At 71.1% G+C, this 19,250-nt stretch carries 18 protein-coding genes and 3 tRNA genes; 4 read left to right on the top strand and 17 right to left on the bottom strand.

All coding sequences use genetic code 11. The features are described 5' to 3' along the window. Positions 1-3: 3 nt before the first annotated feature. The 3 genes from Bra3105_RS17085 to Bra3105_RS17075 are packed head-to-tail and all read left to right on the top strand — an operon-like array spanning position 4 to position 3,011. Complete coding sequence (locus Bra3105_RS17085) at positions 4-453, top strand: succinate dehydrogenase hydrophobic membrane anchor subunit (RefSeq protein WP_152354435.1); 450 nt, start codon at positions 4-6, stop codon at positions 451-453. 18 nt (positions 454-471) lie between these two features. Continuing rightward, positions 472-2,244, top strand: coding sequence for a succinate dehydrogenase flavoprotein subunit (gene sdhA / locus Bra3105_RS17080; RefSeq protein ID WP_228357869.1), 1,773 nt, complete (start codon positions 472-474; stop codon positions 2,242-2,244). Further along, a complete protein-coding gene (locus tag Bra3105_RS17075) occupies positions 2,244-3,011 on the top strand; it encodes a succinate dehydrogenase iron-sulfur subunit (RefSeq protein WP_228357868.1) in 768 nt (255 codons plus the stop codon). Before sdhA ends, Bra3105_RS17075 begins: the two co-directional genes overlap by 1 nt. 180 nt (positions 3,012-3,191) lie before the next feature. Here Bra3105_RS17075 and Bra3105_RS17070 read toward each other — a convergent pair whose 3' ends face one another. From Bra3105_RS17070 to Bra3105_RS17020, 11 genes are all read right to left on the bottom strand, one after another. Beyond that, positions 3,192-4,058, bottom strand: a complete 867-nt coding sequence (locus Bra3105_RS17070) for an exodeoxyribonuclease III (protein ID WP_228357867.1) — start codon at positions 4,056-4,058, stop codon at positions 3,192-3,194. 146 nt (positions 4,059-4,204) lie between these two features. Beyond that, the gene (locus tag Bra3105_RS17065; RefSeq protein ID WP_228357866.1) at positions 4,205-5,518 is read right to left on the bottom strand and encodes a WXG100 family type VII secretion target; all 1,314 of its coding nucleotides are present in this window, start codon (positions 5,516-5,518) and stop codon (positions 4,205-4,207) included. A 166-nt stretch (positions 5,519-5,684) separates the two neighbouring features. Further along, positions 5,685-6,584, bottom strand: coding sequence for a bifunctional methylenetetrahydrofolate dehydrogenase/methenyltetrahydrofolate cyclohydrolase (locus Bra3105_RS17060; protein WP_228357865.1), 900 nt, complete (start codon positions 6,582-6,584; stop codon positions 5,685-5,687). Between the two features lie 128 nt (positions 6,585-6,712). Then, on the bottom strand, positions 6,713-7,981 hold the full coding sequence (gene glyA, locus Bra3105_RS17055) for a serine hydroxymethyltransferase (RefSeq protein WP_228357864.1): 1,269 nt from the start codon (positions 7,979-7,981) through the stop codon (positions 6,713-6,715). Positions 7,982-8,149: 168 nt separating this feature from the next. After that, the gene (locus Bra3105_RS17050; protein WP_228357863.1) at positions 8,150-9,277 is read right to left on the bottom strand and encodes a UDP-N-acetylmuramate dehydrogenase; all 1,128 of its coding nucleotides are present in this window, start codon (positions 9,275-9,277) and stop codon (positions 8,150-8,152) included. Next, positions 9,274-9,807: a MaoC/PaaZ C-terminal domain-containing protein gene (locus Bra3105_RS17045; RefSeq protein ID WP_228357862.1), complete on the bottom strand. Its 534-nt coding sequence runs from the start codon at positions 9,805-9,807 to the stop codon at positions 9,274-9,276. The genes Bra3105_RS17050 and Bra3105_RS17045 overlap by 4 nt, the downstream gene beginning before the upstream one ends. A 17-nt stretch (positions 9,808-9,824) precedes the next feature. Beyond that, a complete protein-coding gene (locus tag Bra3105_RS17040; protein ID WP_228357861.1) occupies positions 9,825-10,274 on the bottom strand; it encodes an FAS1-like dehydratase domain-containing protein in 450 nt (149 codons plus the stop codon). Between the two features lie 146 nt (positions 10,275-10,420). Beyond that, positions 10,421-10,591, bottom strand: coding sequence for a 50S ribosomal protein L33 (gene rpmG, locus Bra3105_RS17035; RefSeq protein WP_017823818.1), 171 nt, complete (start codon positions 10,589-10,591; stop codon positions 10,421-10,423). An 87-nt stretch (positions 10,592-10,678) separates the two neighbouring features. Then, positions 10,679-10,755 (bottom strand) — tRNA-Met (locus Bra3105_RS17030). Between the two features lie 53 nt (positions 10,756-10,808). Next, positions 10,809-10,881: transfer RNA gene (locus tag Bra3105_RS17025), tRNA-Thr, on the bottom strand. Between the two features lie 90 nt (positions 10,882-10,971). Next, a tRNA-Tyr gene (locus tag Bra3105_RS17020) sits at positions 10,972-11,053 on the bottom strand. A 171-nt stretch (positions 11,054-11,224) separates the two neighbouring features. Here Bra3105_RS17020 and Bra3105_RS17015 point away from each other — a divergent pair. Beyond that, on the top strand, positions 11,225-11,713 hold the full coding sequence (locus tag Bra3105_RS17015) for a YajQ family cyclic di-GMP-binding protein (protein ID WP_228357860.1): 489 nt from the start codon (positions 11,225-11,227) through the stop codon (positions 11,711-11,713). Positions 11,714-11,865: 152 nt separating this feature from the next. On the opposite strand, the gene Bra3105_RS17010 is transcribed toward Bra3105_RS17015, so the two are convergent. The 6 genes from Bra3105_RS17010 to Bra3105_RS16985 all read right to left on the bottom strand — a co-directional run bounded on the left by Bra3105_RS17010 (position 11,866) and on the right by Bra3105_RS16985 (position 19,248). Next, positions 11,866-12,138, bottom strand: coding sequence for a WXG100 family type VII secretion target (locus Bra3105_RS17010; RefSeq protein WP_200503018.1), 273 nt, complete (start codon positions 12,136-12,138; stop codon positions 11,866-11,868). A gap of 105 nt (positions 12,139-12,243) precedes the next feature. Continuing rightward, positions 12,244-12,510, bottom strand: a complete 267-nt coding sequence (locus Bra3105_RS17005) for a WXG100 family type VII secretion target (protein ID WP_200503017.1) — start codon at positions 12,508-12,510, stop codon at positions 12,244-12,246. Between the two features lie 359 nt (positions 12,511-12,869). Continuing rightward, complete coding sequence (locus Bra3105_RS17000) at positions 12,870-13,349, bottom strand: hypothetical protein (protein WP_228357859.1); 480 nt, start codon at positions 13,347-13,349, stop codon at positions 12,870-12,872. A gap of 246 nt (positions 13,350-13,595) precedes the next feature. Then, complete coding sequence (locus Bra3105_RS16995; RefSeq protein WP_228357858.1) at positions 13,596-13,862, bottom strand: WXG100 family type VII secretion target; 267 nt, start codon at positions 13,860-13,862, stop codon at positions 13,596-13,598. Between the two features lie 184 nt (positions 13,863-14,046). Further along, positions 14,047-18,513 (bottom strand): type VII secretion EssC family protein, encoded by a 4,467-nt coding sequence (locus tag Bra3105_RS16990; protein WP_228357857.1) that lies wholly within the window; start codon positions 18,511-18,513, stop codon positions 14,047-14,049. Positions 18,514-18,528: 15 nt separating this feature from the next. Continuing rightward, positions 18,529-19,248 carry an FHA domain-containing protein gene (locus Bra3105_RS16985; RefSeq protein WP_228357856.1) on the bottom strand — a complete coding sequence of 240 codons (720 nt, stop codon included), beginning with the start codon at positions 19,246-19,248 and terminating at the stop codon, positions 18,529-18,531. Between the last annotated feature and the right edge of the window lie 2 nt (positions 19,249-19,250).

The following is a 19,250-nucleotide window of genomic DNA, read 5'->3' as shown; positions in this document are numbered from 1 at the left end:
CTGATGACCGCGACCAAGATCCCCGAGCCCCGCACGCGCTACGCGCGCACCGGCCGGCGCGGCGTGAACGCCGAGATGCTCTCGTGGCTGTTCATGCGCTTCTCCGGCGCGATCCTCGTGATCCTCGTGTTCGGCCACCTGTTCGTGAACCTGTGGCTGGGCGAGGGCGTGCAGCGCATCGACTTCGCCTTCGTCTCGGGCAAGTGGGCCAACCCGTTCTGGCAGACCTGGGACCTGCTCATGCTGTGGCTGGGCATGTTCCACGGCGGCAACGGCGTGCGCACGATCATCAACGACTACGCGCGCTCCTCGACGCTGCGCCTGGTCCTGAAGGTCCTGCTGTACGTCGCCGTGGTCGTGACCGTCGTGCTCGGCACCCTGGTGATCTTCACCTTCTCGCCGTGCCCCGCGGGCGCCGACCCCTCGCTCCTGCCCTCCATCTGCTCCGAGTGATCCTGGAGACCCCCTGACATGCAGATCCACACCTACGACGTGGTCATCGTCGGCGCCGGCGGCGCGGGAATGCGCGCGGCCCTCGAGTCGGGCCCCCGCGCACGCACCGCCGTGATCACGAAGCTCTACCCCACCCGCTCCCACACCGGCGCCGCCCAGGGCGGCATGTGCGCCGCCCTCGCGAACGTCGAGGAGGACAACTGGGAGTGGCACACCTACGACACCGTCAAGGGCGGCGACTACCTGGTGGACCAGGACGCCGCCGAGGTCATGGCCAAGGAGGCCATCGACGCGGTGCTCGACCTCGAGAAGATGGGCCTGCCCTTCAACCGCACGCCCGAGGGCCGCATCGACCAGCGCCGCTTCGGCGGTCACACCCGCGAGCACGGTGAGGCGCCCGTGCGCCGCTCCTGCTACGCGGCGGACCGCACCGGCCACATGATCCTGCAGACCCTCTACCAGAACTGCGTCAAGCAGCACGTGGAGTTCTTCAACGAGTACTACGCGCTGGACGTGCTGCTCACGGGCGATCCCCGGAACGACGAGAACGTCCGCGCCGCCGGCATCGTGGCCTACGAGCTCGCGACCGGCGAGATCCACATCTTCCGCGCCAAGTCGGTCGTGTTCGCGACCGGCGGCTTCGGCAAGATGTTCAAGACCACCTCGAACGCCCACACCCTCACGGGCGACGGCCCGGCGATGGCGCTGAACCGCGGCATCCCGCTCGAGGACATGGAGTTCTTCCAGTTCCATCCGACGGGTCTCGCGGGTCTGGGCATCCTGCTCTCCGAGGCGGCCCGCGGCGAGGGCGGCATCCTGCGCAACTCCAACATGGAGCGGTTCATGGAGACCTACGCGCCGACGCTGAAGGACCTCGCCCCCCGCGACGTCGTCGCCCGCGCGATGGCCAACGAGGTCCGTGAGGGCCGCGGCTGCGGTCCGAACAAGGACTACGTGCTGCTGGACCTCACGCACCTCGAGCCCGCGCACATCGACGCGAAGCTCCCGGACATCACCGAGTTCGCGCGCACCTACCTGGGCGTCGAGCCCTACACGGAGCCGGTGCCCGTCTTCCCGACGGCCCACTACGGCATGGGCGGCATCCCGACGAACATCATGGGCGAGGTGCTGCGCAACGAGCACGACGTGATCCCCGGGATGTACGCGGCAGGCGAGGTCGCCTGCGTCTCCGTGCACGGCGGCAACCGTCTGGGCACGAACTCGCTGCTGGACATCAACGTCTTCGGCAAGCGCGCGGGCGTCGCCGCCGCCGAGCACGCCCAGCAGGTCGAGCTCGCCGAGCTGCCCGAGGGCGTCGAGTCCCCCGTCGTCGAGCTGCTGCAGCGCCTGCGCGACCGTCCCGCCACCGAGGACCGCGTGGCCGACATCCGCAAGGACCTGCAGGAGACCATGGACGCCAACGTCCAGGTGTTCCGCACCGACGAGACCTGCCGCAAGGCCCTGTCGGACATCACCGAGCTCAAGAAGCGCTACGAGACCGTGGCCGTGCAGGACAAGGGCCTGCGCTACAACCTCGACCTCCTCGAGGCCGTCGAGCTGGGCTTCCTCCTCGAGCTCGCGGAGGTCGTCGCCCTCGGCGCCCTCGAGCGCAAGGAGTCCCGCGGGGGCCACTTCCGCGAGGACTTCCCGAAGCGCGACGACGTCAACTTCCTCACGCACACCATGGCCTACAAGACGCTCGACGGCGAGGGCCTGGAGGGCACGGACATCGTGCTCGGCACCAAGGAAGTCATCATCACCCGCTACGAGCCGAAGGAGCGCACGTTCTGATGACTGCTGTCGCAGAGAGGACCGACGCCGAGCCGCAGGCCCAGGAGATCCCCTCCTTCGAGGTCACGCTCAAGATCAACCGGTTCAACCCCGACGCCGAGGGCAAGCCCAAGCCCTACTGGCAGGAGTTCACCGTCATCATGCACGGCACCGACCGTGTCCTGGACGCGCTCCACGAGGTGAAGTGGCACCTGGACGGGTCGCTGACCTTCCGCCGCTCGTGCGCGCACGGCGTGTGCGGCTCCGACGCCATGCGCATCAACGGCCGCAACCGCCTGGCCTGCAAGACCCTGCTGAAGGACCTGGACATCTCCAAGCCCATCACGGTCGAGCCGATCAAGGGCCTCCCGGTCGAGAAGGACCTCATCGTCGACATGGAGCCCTTCTTCGACGCCTACCGCGAGGTCATGCCGTTCCTCGTGGCCGAGGGCCAGGAGCCCAGCCGCGAGCGCCTCCAGAGCGCCGAGCAGCGCGAGGTCTTCGACGACACCACCAAGTGCATCCTGTGCGCCGCGTGCACCTCGTCGTGCCCGATCTTCTGGACCGACGGCCAGTACTTCGGTCCGGCCGCGATCGTGAACGCGCACCGCTTCATCTTCGACTCGCGCGACGATGCGGGCGAGCAGCGCCTGGAGATCCTGAACTCCAAGGAGGGCGTGTGGCGCTGCCGCACCACCTTCAACTGCACCGAGGCGTGCCCCCGCGGCATCCAGATCACCAAGGCGATCGCCGAGGTCAAGCAGGCGGTCATCCGCGGCCGCGTCTGACCCCGCGGCCGCGTCTGCACCGTCGGCCCTCGGGCCGCCGCGCAGCACGGAGAAGGGAGCGTTCCGTGCCATGGACCGGCGTCCATGGCACGGAACGTTCCCTTTTCCGCGTCCTGCCTGCGCTGCGGTCCGCCGGCCTCGGGGACCAGCGGCTCGGCGACCGGCGGCGGGGCCGGTCCGTCAGCTGAAGCTGATCACCAGCGGGGCGTGGTCGGACCAGCGGGTGTCGTAGCTCGGGGCCCGATCGACCTGCGCGCTCGTCGCCCGGGCGGCGAGGTCAGGATCGGCCAGCTGGTAGTCGATCCTCCAGCCCGAGTCGTTGTCGAAGGCCTTCCCGCGCTGCGACCACCAGGTGTAGGGGCCGGGGCCCTCGCCGACGACGCGTCGCTGCACGTCGACCCAGTCGGCGCCGTCGCCGGTGCCGCCGCCCTCGGCCCGGACCGTCGGGCCGTCCGTGCCGACCAGGCGGTCGAGGTACGCGCGCTCCTCGGGCAGGAAGCCCGCGGACTTCAGATTGCCCTTCCAGTTCTTGATGTCCCACTCGGTGTGGGCGATGTTCAGGTCGCCCGTGAGGACGACGTGCCGGCCGTCGGAGCGCAGGTCCGCGAGCCGCTGCATCATCACGTCGAGGAAGGCGTACTTGTCGGTCATCGTCTGCGGCTTCTCGGTGTTGCCCGAGTGCATGTAGCAGGAGATCACCGTGAGGGTGCGGCCGTCGCCGAGCGGGTCGGCGAGGTCCGCCTCCAGCCAGCGGCCCGTGTGGGTGGGCTCGGTGAGACCGGGCAGCCCGGCGCGCACCCCGTCGAGGTCGATGCTGTCGAGCTCGGTGCGCGCGGCGATCGCGACGCCCGCGCGGCCCTTCAGCTCGGAGGGCAGGCCGACGATCCTCCAGCCCTCCCCCACGAGGTCCGCGAGCAGCTCCTCGGGAGCGCGCACCTCCTGCAGGGTGACGACGTCCGCGGGGGTCTCGGCGAGCCAGTCGCCCATGCCCTTGCGGGCCGCGGCGCGCAGTCCGTTCACGTTGACGGTGGCGAGTGTGAATGTCATGTCCGCCAGTATTCCAGCCGGGACGGACGGACAGGGACGGCCGCGACGAGAGGGCGGATGCATCCATGCTGCGGCATGCTGCGGGCCGGGCAGCCGGGCCGATCACCAGGGTCGGTCAACAATCCCGATGAGGACGCCCCGCCGGATCAGCGGCGGGTGACGGGGATGTCCGCTCCGCCGGTGGCGCGCGTCCCGGGACCCACGACGTTCGCGAGATGATCGTGCTCGAAGCGCGCCGTGGGACCGTGCGGGTGCCGTGAGACCTCGTCGCCGACGCTCTGGGCATACGTGTCCGCGCCATGGTTGGCGAAGAGGTACTCCGAGCGTCCGTACAGCGGCACTTCGTGGCGGTTGGACGCCCGATCCAGGGGACCGGGGAGCCTCGCGCTGATCGATGGGTCGCCATCGAGGTTGGGGACCGGATCGTCACCGACGCCGTAGGAGCCCTGGTGGTCGAAGTTGATGGTCTGCGTGCCTCGGGGCACCTGTGCGTTCTCGACGGGGCTGCCCGCGGTGACCACCGTCGAGACGTGGTAGCCGTCGCCGCCGTTGAAGTGCGGATCCGCAGCGAGGTTGGAGGCCGCGATCCCGCCCTGCGAGTGACCCACCATCGTCACGTCCGCGCCCTTCGGCACGCCGTACGCCGCCATGGCCGCACGAACGGCATCGGCTGAATCGGTGTTCCGGCCCATGAGGGCAGGCCCGTTCTGGTCCCAGCCCATCGGATTGTTGGTTCCCTCGTGGAGGGGGTTGGCCGTGGCGGCCATCGGCCCCTTCGAGCCGGGCACGTAGACCACGTAGTGGTCTTCGCCGTCGGGCCCATGGATCGTCTGGACGGTGATGTTGGCGTGGTCGTCGGTGTGACGGGTGCCTGCGCTCGCGCGGCTGAGGTTCTCCAGGAGGTCCTGGGTGCTGTGCGGGTCCTTGAGCCCTTTCGGGCTGCGGTCGATGTCGTCCTCGCGCACGGGCTGGACCGTCTTGAACTCGGGCTTCACCGCGTCCCAGGCGCCTCCGACAGCGTCGGACGCCGTGTGCGCCGCCCCGCCCAGGAGGTTCCCGGCGTCGTGGAGGCGATCCTTGCCCCATCCGATGGCATCGCTCGTCCCGCTCGCCGTGGCCGTCGCCGTGAGCACGTCCGGCCAGGGATGGGGCGGCGCGGGCGCTCCGGCGTGAGGACCCGGTCCGCCGTCGTCCGTGGACGAGGCCTGCTCCTGCTCCGTCGCCTGCTCGGCGAGATCGCGCCCATACGTCGACAGTGCCGAGCACGCGCGCGCCCCGGCAGCCGTGACGTCGGTCGAGAATCGCCCGCGGAAGGCCTCGGCATCGGGTCCTGTCCACTCGGCGTCTGCGACGGCCGCTGAGATCCCGCGGAGGATCTCCTCGAGCCGGGCTGCGGCGTCCCTCGTGCGACTGCCCTGATCACGGACGGCCGCGGTGTCCATGCCCAGGAAACCGCTCATCAGGACGTCTCCTCCGCTCGGCTTCGCGCGGGTCGTTCTCGCGCTCGGTCAGCCTCGCAGAGCGGAGGGGGCGGGTCCATGGGGAGAACTCCCCATGGACCCGCCCCGTCGGAGCGTGCAGGCGGTGCGCACACCGTCTTGCCGGATCAGCTCGGCCCCGTCCTGCTCAACCCTCCGGCGCGATCCCCGCAGCACGCTCGGCCGCCTCGACCACGTTGGTCATCAGCAGGGCGACGGTCATCGGCCCGACCCCGCCGGGGTTCGGCGAGAGATGCCCCGCGACCTCGACGACGTCGGGGGCGACGTCGCCGTACACCCTGTACTTCCCGGTCTCGGGGATCTTCTCCCCGCGGGTGACGCCCACGTCGAGGACCGCCGCACCGGGCTTGACGTCCTCGGCGCGCACGAGGTGCTTGACGCCCGCGGCGGCGACGATGACGTCGGCCCGACGCAGGTGGGAGGAGAGGTCCGTGGTCCCGGTGTGGGTGAGGGTGACGGTCGCGTTGATCGCGCGGCGGGTGAGGATCAGCCCGATCGAGCGTCCGATGGTCACGCCGCGGCCCACGACCACCACGTCCTTGCCCTTGAGGTCCACGTCGTGGCGCAGCAGGAGCTCGATCGCCGCGCGCGGCGTGCAGGGCAGCGGCGAGGTGATGGGCGCGTTGACGTTGAGCACCAGGCGCCCCAGGTTCGTGGGGTGCAGGCCGTCTGCGTCCTTGTCGGGGTCGATGCGCTCCAGGATCGCGTCGGTGTCGAGATGGTCGGGAAGCGGCAGCTGCACGATGAAGCCGTGGCACTCGGGGTCCGCGTTCAGGCGGTCCACGATCTGCTCGACCTCCTCCTGGGTGGCGCTCGCGGGAAGCTCGATCTGGATCGAGTTCATGCCGATCGCCTCGGAGCGGCGGTGCTTCATGCCGACGTAGAGCTTCGACCCCGGGTCATCGCCCACCAGCACGGTCGCGATCCCCGGGGTGACGCCCCGCTCCCTGAGCGCGGCCACCCGCTCGGCGAGCTCCTGGGTGATCTCCTTGGCCGTGGCGCGGCCGTCGAGCGTCTGTGCGGTCATGCGGACTCCTCGCTGCATGCACGGCGGCATGCGGGGCGGCACGCGGAGGTGCGTGCGGTGGCTGCTGGTGTGCGGGGCGGGGATCACGGGGCCGCCCGCGGCATCTGCCCGCGGGCGGTCCCGTGCTCTCAGTACTGCTGCAGCCCCGCGTACAGGGGCTTCTTCTCGGTGAGCGCGCGGGTGCGAGCGCGCAGCGCCTCGACGTCGGGCGCGTCCTGGAGCGCCAGGGCGATGACGTCGGCGATCTCGGTGAACTCGTCCTTGCCGAAGCCGCGGGTGGCGAGCGCCGGGGTGCCGATGCGCAGGCCGGAGGTCACGCGCGGCGGGCGCGGGTCGTTCGGGACCGCGTTGCGGTTCACGGTGATGCCGACCTCGTGGAGGCGGTCCTCGGCCTGCTGGCCGTCGAGCCGGGAGTCGACGAGGTCCACGAGCACGAGGTGCACGTCGGTGCCGCCGGAGAGCACCTTGACGCCCGCCGCCGCGGCGTCGGCCGCCTGCAGACGGTCCGCGAGGATCTGCGCGCCCTCGAGGGTGCGGCGCTGGCGGTCCACGAAGTCCTCGCCCGCGGCGATCTTGAGGGCGACGGCCTTCGCGGCGATCACGTGCATGAGCGGGCCGCCCTGCTGGCCGGGGAACACGGCGGAGTCGATCTTCTTCGCCCAGTCCTGGGTCGAGAGGATCATGCCGGAGCGGGGGCCGCCGATCGTCTTGTGGATCGTGGTCGAGGTGACGTCGGCGAAGGGCACGGGGCTCGGGTGCAGGTCGGCGGCGACCAGGCCCGCGAAGTGGGCCATGTCCACCCACAGCGACGCACCGACCTCGTCCGCGATCGAGCGGAAGGCCTCGAAGTCCAGGTGGCGGGGATAGGCCGACCAGCCGGCGCAGATCACCTTGGGGTGGGTCTCCAGGGCGAGCTCGCGCACCTTGTCCATGTCGATGCGGCCCGTGGCGGGGTCCAGCTCGTAGGCGGCGATGTCGTAGAGGCGACCGGAGAAGTTGATCTTCATGCCGTGCGTGAGGTGGCCGCCGTGGGCGAGGGAGAGTCCCATCAGCGTGTCGCCAGCACGCGCGAGGGCGTGCATCACCGCGGCGTTCGCGGTGGCGCCGGAGTGCGGCTGGACGTTCGCGTGGTCGGCGCCGAACAGGCTCTTGGCGCGCTCGATCGCGATCTCCTCGGCGACGTCGACCTCCTCGCAGCCGCCGTAGTAGCGGCGACCCGGGTAGCCCTCGGCGTACTTGTTGGTGAGCACCGAGCCCTGCGCCTGGAGCACGGCGCGGGGGACGAAGTTCTCCGAGGCGATCATCTCGAGCGTACCGCGCTGGCGGTCGAGCTCCCGGTCCAGGACCCGCGCGATGTCGGGGTCGAGGTCGGCGATGGACTGGTCGAGGACGTTCACTGGGCCTCCTGGGCGGTGTCGCACGCGGGGATCGGCGACGGGTCGTGGACGGGTGCCGGGGTGCGGGGCCGGCCGTCGGGCGACGCGGGACCGCGCGTCCATCCTAGGCGCGTGCGGCCCCGCGACGCGGCGGATGTCCACTGCGGCCGCGGAGGACCTGGAGCCTCCTCAGATGTCCACTCCCCAGCGGACGGGCTCGGGCTCGAGCCGCACCCCGAAGGCGTCCTCGACGCCGTCGCGCACGGCGCGGGCGAGGTCGGCGATGTCCGCCGCACGGGCGTCGCCCCGGTTGGTCAGGGCCAGCGAATGCTTGGTGGACAGGCTCGCGCGGGGGCCGACGGAGAAGCCGCGATCGAACCCGGCATGGCTGATCAGCCAGGCGGCGCTCGACTTCACGCGGCCTCCCTCCGCGGGGAAGCGCGGCGCCTCCTCGGGGAGGGTCGCCGCCTGCTCCGGCGCGAGGAGGGGGTTGGTGAAGAAGCTGCCGGCGCTCCAGGTGTCGTGGTCGGCGGCGTCCAGGACCATGCCCTTCGAGGCTCGGATCGCGAGGACCGCCTCGCGCACGCGCGCCATGGGCACCCGGTCCCCCGCCTCGACGCCCAGGTGCTGGGCGAGCTGGCCGTAGCGGATCGGCTCGGACATCTCCCCCACCCGGTGCTGGAAGCTCACCGAGAGCACCACGTACCGCCCGGTCGGGGACGCGACCGGGCCGCCGTACGGGGTGTGCTTGAAGACGGAGGTGCGGTAGCCGAAGCCGCAGTCGGCCGCGTAGAAGGTGCGCACCCTGCGGTCCTCGCGGTCCCAGGTCCGCACCCGGGTGATCGTGTCGGCGACCTCCTGGCCGTAGGCGCCGACGTTCTGGATGGGGGTGGCGCCCACGCAGCCGGGGATCCCCGAGAGCGCCTCGATGCCGATCATGCCGCGGGCGACGGCGTAGGCGACCGCCCGGTCCCAGGACACCCCCGCGAAGTGCTCGGCGAGGGCTCCGCCGCAGCTCGGCTCGAGAGGGGTGAGGTCCGCAGGGTCGGCGGGCGTCGTGTCCGGTTCGCCCGACGGGACGATGTCGCAGGTCGCGTCGAGGGCCGGCGGCTGCTCGGGATCGCGCAGCAGCACCACGGTGCCGTCGAAGGGCTCGTCCGAGGGCAGGAAGTTCGAGCCGCCGCCGAGCACGAGCAGGGTCTCCCCCGCGTCGTCCGCGGTGCGAACGGCGTCGATGACCTCCTGGTCGGTGCGGGCCTCGACGAGCGTGCGGATGCGCCCGCCCACGCGCAGCGTGGTGAGCTCGGAGAGGTTCACGCCGTCGGCTCCGAAGGGGCAGCCGCGGTCCCGCCGTCCGCGGAGCGCAGTGCCAGGGCGACGGTCGCCCGGGCGCGGCCGAGCACCTTCGCGCCGCCGGCCTCGGCGGTCACGTCGAGCTCCGCCGTGCCGGCCTCCGCGTCGACCCCGCGCACGGTGACGACGACGCTCAGCGTGGTCGGCTCGAGCGCGGGCACCTCGACGGGCTTGGTGAAGCGGGTCGCGCACGCGCGCACGGCCGTGGGGTCGCCGACGACGTCCAGCACGGCGCTCATCGCCGTGCCCATCGTCAGCATGCCGTGGGCGATGACCCCGGGGAGGCCCACCTGCGTCGCGAAGGCGTCGTTGTAGTGGATGGGGTTGAAGTCGCCCGAGGCGCCCGCGTAGCGCACCAGGGTGTCGCGCGAGATCGGGTACTCGCGCCGCGCGAGCTCCTGGCCCTTGGCGAGGTCGTCGAGGCGCAGCGCTGGTCCGGCGGCGCCCCCGCGCGGGGCGCCGGGACTGCTGGAGGTGCTGGAGGTGCTGGTCATGGCGTTCCTTCCTGCGCTCACTCGCCGCGCACGACGATGACGGAGCGGACGGCGGCGACGGCGCTGCCGTCCTCGTCGGCCACGTCCACACGGGTGGTGATCATGGAGTGCCCGCCCGCGGCGCGGACCGACTCGACGGTGAGGGTGGGGATCAGACGGTCGCCCGCGACGACGGGGCGGTGCAGCTCGAAGCCCTCCTCGCCGTGGACGACCCGCGAGAAGTCGATGCCCGCCTCGGGGTCCTCGATGTAGGCGGCCTCGGCGGACTGCGCCAGGGAGACCAGGAAGGTCGGCGTCGCCACGACGCCTGCGTATCCCGCGGCGCGGGCGGCGGCGTCATCGGTGTGCACCGGGTCGGTGGCGCCCGTGGCCCGCGCGAACTCGGCGATCTTCGCGCCGGAGACGACGTGGACGGGGCCGCTGGGGTAGGTGCGGCCGGCGAAGGCCGGATCCGGCGTGGATGTCATCGATGCACTCCTGGAAGGACGGGCGGGGCGGACGGGAACTGCGGAACCATCCTGCCACTGTCCCGCGTCCTCCCCCGGACATGACGAGAGCCACCCGGCAGCGCCGGGTGGCTCTCGTCGAGAAGCGTGCGTCGCACGCGGACCGTTCAGCGGGTCTCGCGGTGCGCGGTCTGCTTGCCGCAGGTGGGGCAGAACTTCGACAGCTCGAGACGGTCGGGGGTGTTCCGACGGTTCTTCTTGGTGATGTAGTTCCGCGCCTTGCACTCGGTGCAGGCCATGGTGATCTTGGGACGCACGTCCGAGCTCTTGCTCGCCATGGTTCGCCTCTTTCTCCAAGGCGCGTCTGCCGCGCCACGTGGTCCCCGCGATGGGGGCTGCGTTCGTGCACTCCGGCGGGGCCGGCGTGGTACCGAGGGCGGGGATCGAACCCGCGACCTCACGATTATGAGTCGTGCGCTCTGACCGTCTGAGCTACCCCGGCGCGATCGATGGAACGGCCCGATCTCATCCGAGACCGGGCCGACCATCCATCAGAGCCCTGAAAGGGAATCGAACCCTTGACCTTCTCCTTACCATGGAGATGCTCTGCCGACTGAGCTATCAGGGCAAGCCCCGAGAACTTTACCGGCGGCCCGCTCGGCGAGCAAACCGCTGGTGGAACTCGGTGCCTGGAATCACACGGTGGTGATCCTCGGCGTGGCAGGTGAGGGATTCGAACCCCCGAAGGCAATGCCAGCTGATTTACAGTCAGATCCCTTTGGCCGCTTGGGTAACCTGCCGAGTCCGATCCATGCGCGGAAGGCCTCTCGACCTCGTCCGCTCGTGGACCTGGACTAGCATACTGGGCGCGCAGGAGCGGGGCCAACCAGAAGGGGCCTCACCGCGCATGATGCTCCTCACAGCGTTCTGACCAGCAGTTTCATCGACCCATCCCCGCAGGAGGACAGCAGATGGCCGATTCGTCGTTCGACATCGTCAGCAAGCTCGATCGCCAGGAGGTGGACAACGCCGTCAACCAGGCGGCGAAGGAGGTCTCCCAGCGCTACGACTTCCGCGGCACCGACGCCTCGGTGACGCTCAGCGGGGAGCAGATCGTCATGACCGCCAACGCCGACGAGCGCGTGCGCGCGGTGCTGGACGTCCTGCAGACCAAGCTGCTGCGGCGCGGCCTCTCCCTGAAGAGCATCGAGGTGGGCGAGCCCGTCCAGTCCGGGAAGACCGTGCGTCTGGTCGCCGACCTCAAGGAGGGCATCAGCTCGGAGCAGGCCAAGAAGATCTCCAAGATCATCCGCGACGAGGGCCCCAAGGGCGTGAAGGCGCAGATCCAGGGCGACGAGCTGCGGGTCTCCTCGAAGAAGCGCGACGACCTGCAGGCCGTCATCGCCCTGCTGAAGGGCGAGGACCTCGAGGTCGCGCTGCAGTTCGTCAACTACCGCTGACATTCGGGAGGCGGGTGGGACCTGGCGCGGCGGCCGCGTCCGGTGTCCCGTCCACGTGAGCACGAGGGCCCCCGGTCGTACGACCGGGGGCCCTCGTGGTCTCCGTGGAGGGTGAGGGGCTGCGATGCCCGTGCTCACCCGCTCCCGGCGGCTCAGGCGTTCGAGTTCGAGGTCTGATCCTGCTCGTCGGCCTGGTCCGAGAGGCTGTCGCCGTGGGACTTGAACAGGTCCGCGACGCTCGAGACATCGCTCGACTGGAAGCTGCGCCAGTCGTCCTTGAAGGTGTCCGCGTCGGGTCCCTTCCACTCGATGCCCTGGACGGTCCCGTCGAGGTCGGCGAAGGCCTGCTTGATCTTCTCGCCCGCCTGGGTCACGTCCTTGGCGACATCGCGTGCCTGCTCCGGATCCATTCCCTTGAAAGACATGTTTCTCCCCTGTTCCCGGCCGCTCTCACGGCCCGTGCTCTGTGCTGGATTCTGTGATGGGTGATGTGCTGGGAGCGCGCCGGGCGCTCATGCCGATCGCCGGGATCAGCGCGACGACGCCGTCGTCTGCTCCTTGGCGTTCTTCTCGGCCGACTCCGCGAAGTCATCGGCCTTCTGCTTGAGCTGCTTCACCTTGTCCGCGAGATCCTCGAACTCCGAGACGTAGTCGTCGTGGTCCTCACCGGTCCAGTCGAGCTCGTCGACCTTGCCCTTGACGTCGTCGAAGGCCGCCTGTGCGTCCTCGCCCGCATCACGGATGCTCTGCGCCATCTGCTTGACGGCCTCAGGATCCATACCCTTCTTCTCAGCCATGTCCACTCCTCGTGTCGCTGTGTACTTCGGTCGCACCGCGGAGAGTCGATGCGGCGGCCGATCCCGTTCCGTTCATCCCTGTTCTCCAGGTGATGTGACAACCGTATGCAGGCACTCACGGATTGGCGATGGGGAGAAGTACCCATGCCCGCCCCGCACCGTCTTCCGACGGCCCGACCCTGCCCTCGATGCAGGTCATGGGGCGCTTTCGCGCTTCCTCCCCATGTGGCGGCCGTCCACAACGGTCCCTCGGGCGTCCCCCTGGGGCCTCCGCCACCCCGTCGGCGCAGGTCCGCCGACTCGTCGGCGGAGGTCCGTCGGCCCACGGGCGCGGGACCGTCGGCGGATCGGCGGCCGGCTCAGACGACCGGTCGCACGGAGTCCTGGATCCGGCGCAGCACGGAGATCTGGGCATCGGCATCCTCGGCGCCGCAGCTCGCGACGACCTCGAGGATGTCGGAGGCATGGGCCGAGCGCGGCACCATCGTGTACCGCGCCGCCTGGACGACCGTGCGCTGACCGGGCTGGGTGTAGCCGTACTCGCTCGCGAGCCAGGGGACCCCGTCGATCTCGAGCTCGCCGGTGTCGATCTCCTCGAGCTGCGGGAGCGCCGCCTTGCGCGCCTCGAGGCTCTCGTGCACGCTCTGCATAGGCGTCGCGGCCGGGCAGCGCTGCACGGTGAGCACCACATTGGCGCGGAAGCTGCCCTCGCGGCGCGGTGCGGCGACGGCCATCTGCACGCCGGGGACCGAGAGGGTCTCCCAGTCGTCCGGGACCTCGAGACGGAAGCCGACCGGCGGAGGGAACTTCTCGCTGGGATAGGAGATCTGCACCGTCATTGCCGCTCCGTCCGTCCGTGCCGGGAAGATCCCGGCGAATCTATCAGGGCCCCTCGCGGTGCAGACCCGGGTGCGGACTCCCTGTCGGGAACGGGCGCCGCGCCCCGTCGGCCGCACGCGAGCGGCGCAGGACGCATGAGCGGGCCCGGACCCCGGACGGCTGCTGTCCTGGTGGTCCGGGCCCGCTCACGCGTCCCGTCGGCGCCGGCCGCAGGGCCGAGTGCTGTCGAGCACCATCGCCGCGCGTCAGTGCGAGGAGACGGTCGTCTGCTCGCTCGCGTTGGACTCGGCGGTGGCCCCGAGCTGCTCGACCGCGGTCTGGATGTTCTTGAGCGCCGGCACCATCTCGGACTCCCAGCTGCCGCGGAAGTCATCGGCGTCGGGGCCGGTCCAGTCGACCTCCTCGAGACCGGTGGTGAGGTCGCTCTGCATGGTGGTGATGTCCTCGGCCGCGCTGTTCAGCTGCTTGGCCATCTTCAGCACCTGGTCGACGTCCATGCCCTTCTCGGCCATGGCTCCTCCTCGTGTTCTGGGGCCTCCCGGACCCTCCGGTCACCGCGGCAGGGCCTGTCTGCGCCCCACCGGGTCCGACGGTCGTCCGCCGTGCTCCTGCGGCCACTGTAGGGAGTGTTCGGCGGATCCGACATGGGGACAAGTACCCATGTGGACGACGCCCCTCTGGGGAGGACCCGCTCCCTCACTCCGTGATCTGGGCGACCTGGAGCTTCGAGGCGCGGCCCGAGCCGACGAGGAACCCGCGTCCCGGCGGGAAGTCGGCGCGGCGGAAGCGGCCCAGCGGGGTGCCCAGCAGCGAATCCCCGTCCATGTCCGAGGGCTGGAGCAGGAGTCCGCGCCGCCCGGCCTTGAACGGCTGGGCGAGGGTGTACGCCTGGTTCCAGGTCGAGTTCTCGTTCTCGCCGATCACGAACTGGCCCTCGCGCACGCACGAGCGCACCAGAGCGTCGAGGTCCTTCTCCGTGCCGCTGCCGGTGAAGTCGGCGATCCCGTCGAGGATCAGCGTGAGGCGCCCCTCCCCCAGGTTCCCCGACTCGAGCGTCTGGCGCAGCTGCCCGGCGAGCTCCTTGACCGTCTCGGCGTCCGAGGCCTCGACGTCCCACAGGTCCAGGCCGGTCAGCGGAGTGCGGCGCGCGGAGAACCGCACCAGGCGCATGCCCTGCGGGAGCGCCCTGAGGCTCGTGGCGATCGTGCGCACCGCCGTGGTGCGGCCGGAGCTGCCGGGCCCGGTGACCATGAAGGCGCCGCGCGGCTCGATGGTGATCTCCTCGAGGTCCTCGTCTCCGACGCCGATCACGGGCCGACCGTCCACCACGGGCCGCAGACGCGAGAGCTCCACCCGCTCCGGGAGGGACTCGACGCCGGGCGCGGGGTCGACTCCCGCGCGCCGCATGGCCTTCGCGAGCTCGCCGACCTCGCGCGCCTGGATCGCGACGTTCGAGTCCCCGCCGTGCACGGCGATCTGCGCCTCGTGGCCGTCGAGGATCGCGCGTCCGGGCGGGGAGGCGCCGTCGAGCACGTCCCGGGGCACGCCGAAGTTCATGTAGTCGTCGGTCGAGGCCATGCGGTGGATCAGCCGACGCTGGATGGAGGAGCCCAGGGAGGTCGGCACGGCGTTCGGCCGGTCGCCGGTGACGATCACGTGGACGCCCACCTGGCGTCCGTCGGTCGCGATCTGCACGAACGTCGTGAACCACTTGGAGAGGTTCGAGAAGTCGTAGGCCTCGCGGAAGGCGGCCATGCCGTCGAGCAGCAGCAGGATGCGCGGAGCCTCGGGCTCCCCCGCGAGCTCCCGGTACTCGGCGATCGAACCGGCGCGCACCGCGGCGAACTTCTTGGCGCGCTCGTCGATCAGACCGCGCAGCGTGCGCAGCAGGCGGATCACGCGCTCCTCGTCGTCGCCGGGGATGATCGCGCCCACGTGCGGCAGCTCCTCGAGCATCTGCAGCCCCGAGGCGCCGAAGTCGATCCCGTACACGTGCACGGGGCCGCCGCGGGCGGTCGCGCTCGCCGCGGAGATCGCGATCGTGCGCAGGGTCGTGGATTTGCCCGAGCCGCCCGTGCCGTAGATCGCCATGTTGCCGTCGCGGTCGGGCACGTAGGAGACCGTGGGCTGGGCCTGGTCCTCCGGGGTGTCCATGACCCCCAGCAGGAGGTCCTCGTCGGTACGGCGGCTGGGCAGCAGGGAGAGGTCGTAGGCGGGGGCGAGCTCGGACAGCCAGGGCTTGCGCGGTTCGGGGACCCCGGCATCGTCGGCGGCGCGTCCGATCGTGCGCACCATGCGGGAGATGTCGTTGGGGCCCAGCTCGCTGCGCGCGGGGGACGGCGGCCTCGGGACGTCCCAGATGTCGCCGGTGCCGAACTCCCGCTCGACGATGTCGATGCGCGCGCGCTCGGGCTCGTCGGTCGTCCATCCGCCCGCGTAGCCGGTCTGGAAGGTCGCGATGCGGCCCGGGCCGGTCTTCGCGGCGGCGCGACCGGGGATTCCGGGATCGAAATGGGCGGCCATGGCGTCGCCCAGGATGTCCTTCGAGTCCGCCTCGTCGGCCATCCGCAGTGCGATGCGCAGGTTCGTGTTCGCGCGCAGGTTGTCCTTGATGACGCCCGCCGGGCGCTGGGTCGCGAGGATCAGGTGCAGGCCGAGGGAGCGGCCGCGGGCGGCGACGTCGACAACCCCGTCGACGAACTCCGGGACCTCCTTCGCGAGGGCGGCGAACTCGTCGACGATGATGATCAGGCTCGGGGGCGCCTCGGGGTCGCCGGTGCGCTCGAGGGACACGAGGTCCTTGGCCTTCTTGCGGTTCAGCAGGTGCTCGCGATGGTGCAGCTCGGCGCGCAGGGAGGTCAGCGCGCGGCGCACCAGGTGCGGGGACAGGTCGGTGACCATGCCCACGGCGTGCGGGAGCTCGATGCAGTCGGCGAAGGCGGATCCGCCCTTGTAGTCGACGAACAGGAACGTCACCCGGTCGGGCGAGTGGGCGGTGGCCATGCCCATCACCCAGGCCTGGAGGAACTCGGACTTGCCGGCGCCCGTCGTGCCGCCGACCAGGGCGTGCGGGCCGTGGGTGCGCAGGTCGAGGTGGTAGGCGTCCTGGCCGTCGTGGCCGATGAGCCCGCGCAGGTTCGCATCGTGCTTGCGCGGGACCGGCGGCGACCCGTCGCGCGGGGTCAGCGAGCCGGTCTCCTTCCAGTGCTCGATGACCGCGCCGGGCTCCTCGGCGAGCTCTGTCCCGGCCAGGGTGAGGTAGGAGATGGCGCGCGGGAGGTCGGAGTCGTCGTCCACCGGCACGCCCGCGTCGACCACCGGGGAGAGGTGCCGGGCCACGCCCGCGGCGACGTCGAGGCCGACGGTCTCCACGCTCACGGGGTAGTAGCGCTCGCCGCGGCGCACGATGCCGGCATTCGCCCCGTCCACGCCGTCCTCGCTCGAGAGGTAGGTGCGGCAGGCGGCGGGCAGGGCCGCGATAGTCGCCGCGCTCCAGATCACGAAGACCCCCACGTCGGGTCCGCGCTCGGCGATGCGCACCAGGCGGGCGCGGTCCACGGGGGCGTCGTCCTCGACGACGAGCACGAGGTTCGGGGTGACCGGGTCGGGCGCGGGCACAGGGTCGGCGGAGACGGGGGCGCGCACCGCGCGGCGCAGCTGGGCCGGCGCGCCCTCGGAGCGCTCCTCGATGAGCTCCTCGATGCGCGAGACCAGGGAGATGCCGCTGAGCGCGCCGTCGGCCAGATGATCCCCGTCCAGCGGCGAATGGGGGCTCGACGTGTGCGGGAGCCACTTCAGCCAGTCCCAGAGGGCGCGCGAGGAGCGCGAGGTGATCGCGGCGATCGCGAGGTCCGTGGGCGAGTGCAGGGCGAACAGCTGGGTGACCAGGCCGCGGGCGACGGCGTCGGCCTGTTCCCCTCCCCCGGCGACGCCGATCCCGCCGGACTCCCGCAGGTCGCCGACGATCGGCACCCCCGCGATCATCCTGTACTCCTCGTGCATGTCGTCGAGCTGGTCCCAGTACTGGGCGATCGCGTTGTTCTCACCGGGCATCGGGATGCCGACGCGGGACTCGGCGACGCCGAGGCCCAGGCGCACGGTCGTGAAGGCCTCGTGCTCGGGTCGATGGGTCCACAGCAGGCGGCCGAGCCGGTAGGCGGAGTCCACCGCGTCCGCCGTGGAGGGGGTCTCCACGAGCCGGACCGCGCGCTCCAGGTCCTGGGCGGCGGTGACGCGGCGCTTGAGGGAGGCCAGGGACTCCTCGAAGTTCTTGATCTGCCGCTCGAGCTGCTTGCGCGACTGGTACTTGCGGTTGAGGTACCCGGCCGTCGCCATCATCGGCATCATCAGCACGAAGATCAGCGAGTAGGGGCTGCGCGTGACCGCGAACATGAGCCCGCCCATGAGCAGCGGCGCGAACATCATGAAGATCGGGAAGAACTGCGGCTGCGGTTCGCGCGGCGGCTGCGGCGGGGTCATCTCGCGGTACTCGAAGCGCGGCACCACGCGCGGGGAGCGGTTGAACTCGACGACCGGGGAGTTCGGGGCGCTGCCGCCCGCGCGGTGCAGCATGATCACCGAGAAGGTGGTGCCGCCCACCTCGACCGTGTCGGCAGGGCCCACGACGGCGCGCCCCACGCGCTCCCCGCCGATCTCCACGCCGTTGGCCGAGCGCAGGTCCACGATCTCCACGGCGTCGGCGACGTTGATGCGGGCATGGCGCTTGGAGAGCATCGGGTCGGCGATGCGGATGTCCACATCGCCCTCGCGACCGATCACGCTCGAGCCGCTGGGCAGGGGGAACTCGCGTCCCTCCTCGGGGCCGGAGAGCACGCGCAGCAGGGCGACGGCGGCGCCGCGCGACTCGGCGCGCGTGGCGTACTCGGTGGAGGAGCGGGCGATGGAGACCACGGAACCGGAGCGCAGGCCGGCGGAGATCAGGTCGATGCCGCGGTCCAGGGAGCGCACTCCGGCCGCGCCCGGGCCCGCCCCGGCGTCCTGCACCTGCAGGGTCAGTCCCTCGGGCGCCTCGGCGGCGCCGCGCAGCGGATCGCCCAGGTAGAGGGCGCCGGCGACGTCGGCGACGGTGGCCGTGGCGTCGGCGGTGACCTCGAGGTCCGTCATCCGGTCCTCGGGTCGACGCAGCGTGAGCTTGATGCGCATGCGGTGGTGTCCTCGTCAGTCCTCGTCGGCGTCGGCGTCGGCGGTGGCCCTGTCCAGCAGCGGAAGGTCCTCGGCGGTGACCAGACGGGTGAACACGGCGTGCTCGACGAGTCGCGCCCGCCGATTGCTCGCGAGCTTTCCCGGCCCGCCGCGCAGTCCGCGCACGCCCATCCGATCGAGCTTGTCGCAGACGTTGTCGAGCTTGCGGTTGAACTTGGTGCGTGGCCACCCCAGGCGCTCCGCGGCCTGGGCGGACGTGGGCACCGCGCTCATGCCGCTGCCCTCGCGCACGAGCATGGGCTCGGCGAGGGCGAGGATCAGCTGCTTCTGGCTCTCGGTGAGCTGCACCGAACCCACGGTGGTCTCGCCGACCGGGTCCTCCGGGGACGGCGAGCGCTCGAACTCCGGGGTCTCGGTGTGCACGTCCAGCTCATAGGTCGTCGGCCCCGCCGTGAACACCACCTTGGTGACGTCGAAGACCAGCGGCAGGCGAGCACCGGGCGCGAGCCACGCCTGCAGCGCGCCCGCGGAGTCGGTGATGGTCGCGGAGAGCCGCGACCCCACGTTCGAGAGCCACCACAGGGAGTCCACCTGCGTGATCGTGAGGAACCGGCGATGGAGGTACGGGTTGTCCTCGTCGACGACGAGATCGGCCTCGCGGCCGATGCTCAGCTCCCCGCCCTCCTCCGCGCGGTACCACTCACCGCAGAACTCGACCGAGATCGACGCTGCCATGC

Source organism: Brachybacterium halotolerans subsp. kimchii, assembly GCF_020792675.1.
In the GTDB taxonomy this organism is placed as follows: domain Bacteria; phylum Actinomycetota; class Actinomycetes; order Actinomycetales; family Dermabacteraceae; genus Brachybacterium; species Brachybacterium halotolerans.
Note: the sequence above shows the minus strand (reverse complement) of the source record. Positions and strands in the feature narration are given on the sequence as shown.

Excerpts from the sequence above, each read along its gene's own strand:
- Bra3105_RS17045 (WP_228357862.1), bottom strand. The coding sequence starts at position 9,807 with ATGACCAGCACCTCCAGCACCTCCAGCAGTCCCGGCGCCCCGCGCGGG.
- Bra3105_RS17060 (WP_228357865.1), bottom strand. The coding sequence starts at position 6,584 with ATGACCGCACAGACGCTCGACGGCCGCGCCACGGCCAAGGAGATCACC.
- Bra3105_RS17065 (WP_228357866.1), bottom strand. The coding sequence starts at position 5,518 with ATGAGCGGTTTCCTGGGCATGGACACCGCGGCCGTCCGTGATCAGGGC.
- Bra3105_RS17005 (WP_200503017.1), bottom strand. The coding sequence starts at position 12,510 with ATGGCTGAGAAGAAGGGTATGGATCCTGAGGCCGTCAAGCAGATGGCG.
- rpmG (WP_017823818.1), bottom strand. The coding sequence starts at position 10,591 with ATGGCGAGCAAGAGCTCGGACGTGCGTCCCAAGATCACCATGGCCTGC.
- Bra3105_RS17085 (WP_152354435.1), top strand. The coding sequence starts at position 4 with ATGACCGCGACCAAGATCCCCGAGCCCCGCACGCGCTACGCGCGCACC.
- sdhA (WP_228357869.1), top strand. The coding sequence starts at position 472 with ATGCAGATCCACACCTACGACGTGGTCATCGTCGGCGCCGGCGGCGCG.
- Bra3105_RS16985 (WP_228357856.1), bottom strand. The coding sequence starts at position 19,248 with ATGGCAGCGTCGATCTCGGTCGAGTTCTGCGGTGAGTGGTACCGCGCG.
- Bra3105_RS17000 (WP_228357859.1), bottom strand. The coding sequence starts at position 13,349 with ATGACGGTGCAGATCTCCTATCCCAGCGAGAAGTTCCCTCCGCCGGTC.
- Bra3105_RS16990 (WP_228357857.1), bottom strand. The coding sequence starts at position 18,513 with ATGCGCATCAAGCTCACGCTGCGTCGACCCGAGGACCGGATGACGGAC.
- Bra3105_RS17015 (WP_228357860.1), top strand. The coding sequence starts at position 11,225 with ATGGCCGATTCGTCGTTCGACATCGTCAGCAAGCTCGATCGCCAGGAG.
- Bra3105_RS16995 (WP_228357858.1), bottom strand. The coding sequence starts at position 13,862 with ATGGCCGAGAAGGGCATGGACGTCGACCAGGTGCTGAAGATGGCCAAG.
- Bra3105_RS17075 (WP_228357868.1), top strand. The coding sequence starts at position 2,244 with ATGACTGCTGTCGCAGAGAGGACCGACGCCGAGCCGCAGGCCCAGGAG.
- Bra3105_RS17040 (WP_228357861.1), bottom strand. The coding sequence starts at position 10,274 with ATGACATCCACGCCGGATCCGGCCTTCGCCGGCCGCACCTACCCCAGC.
- Bra3105_RS17010 (WP_200503018.1), bottom strand. The coding sequence starts at position 12,138 with ATGTCTTTCAAGGGAATGGATCCGGAGCAGGCACGCGATGTCGCCAAG.
- Bra3105_RS17070 (WP_228357867.1), bottom strand. The coding sequence starts at position 4,058 with ATGACATTCACACTCGCCACCGTCAACGTGAACGGACTGCGCGCCGCG.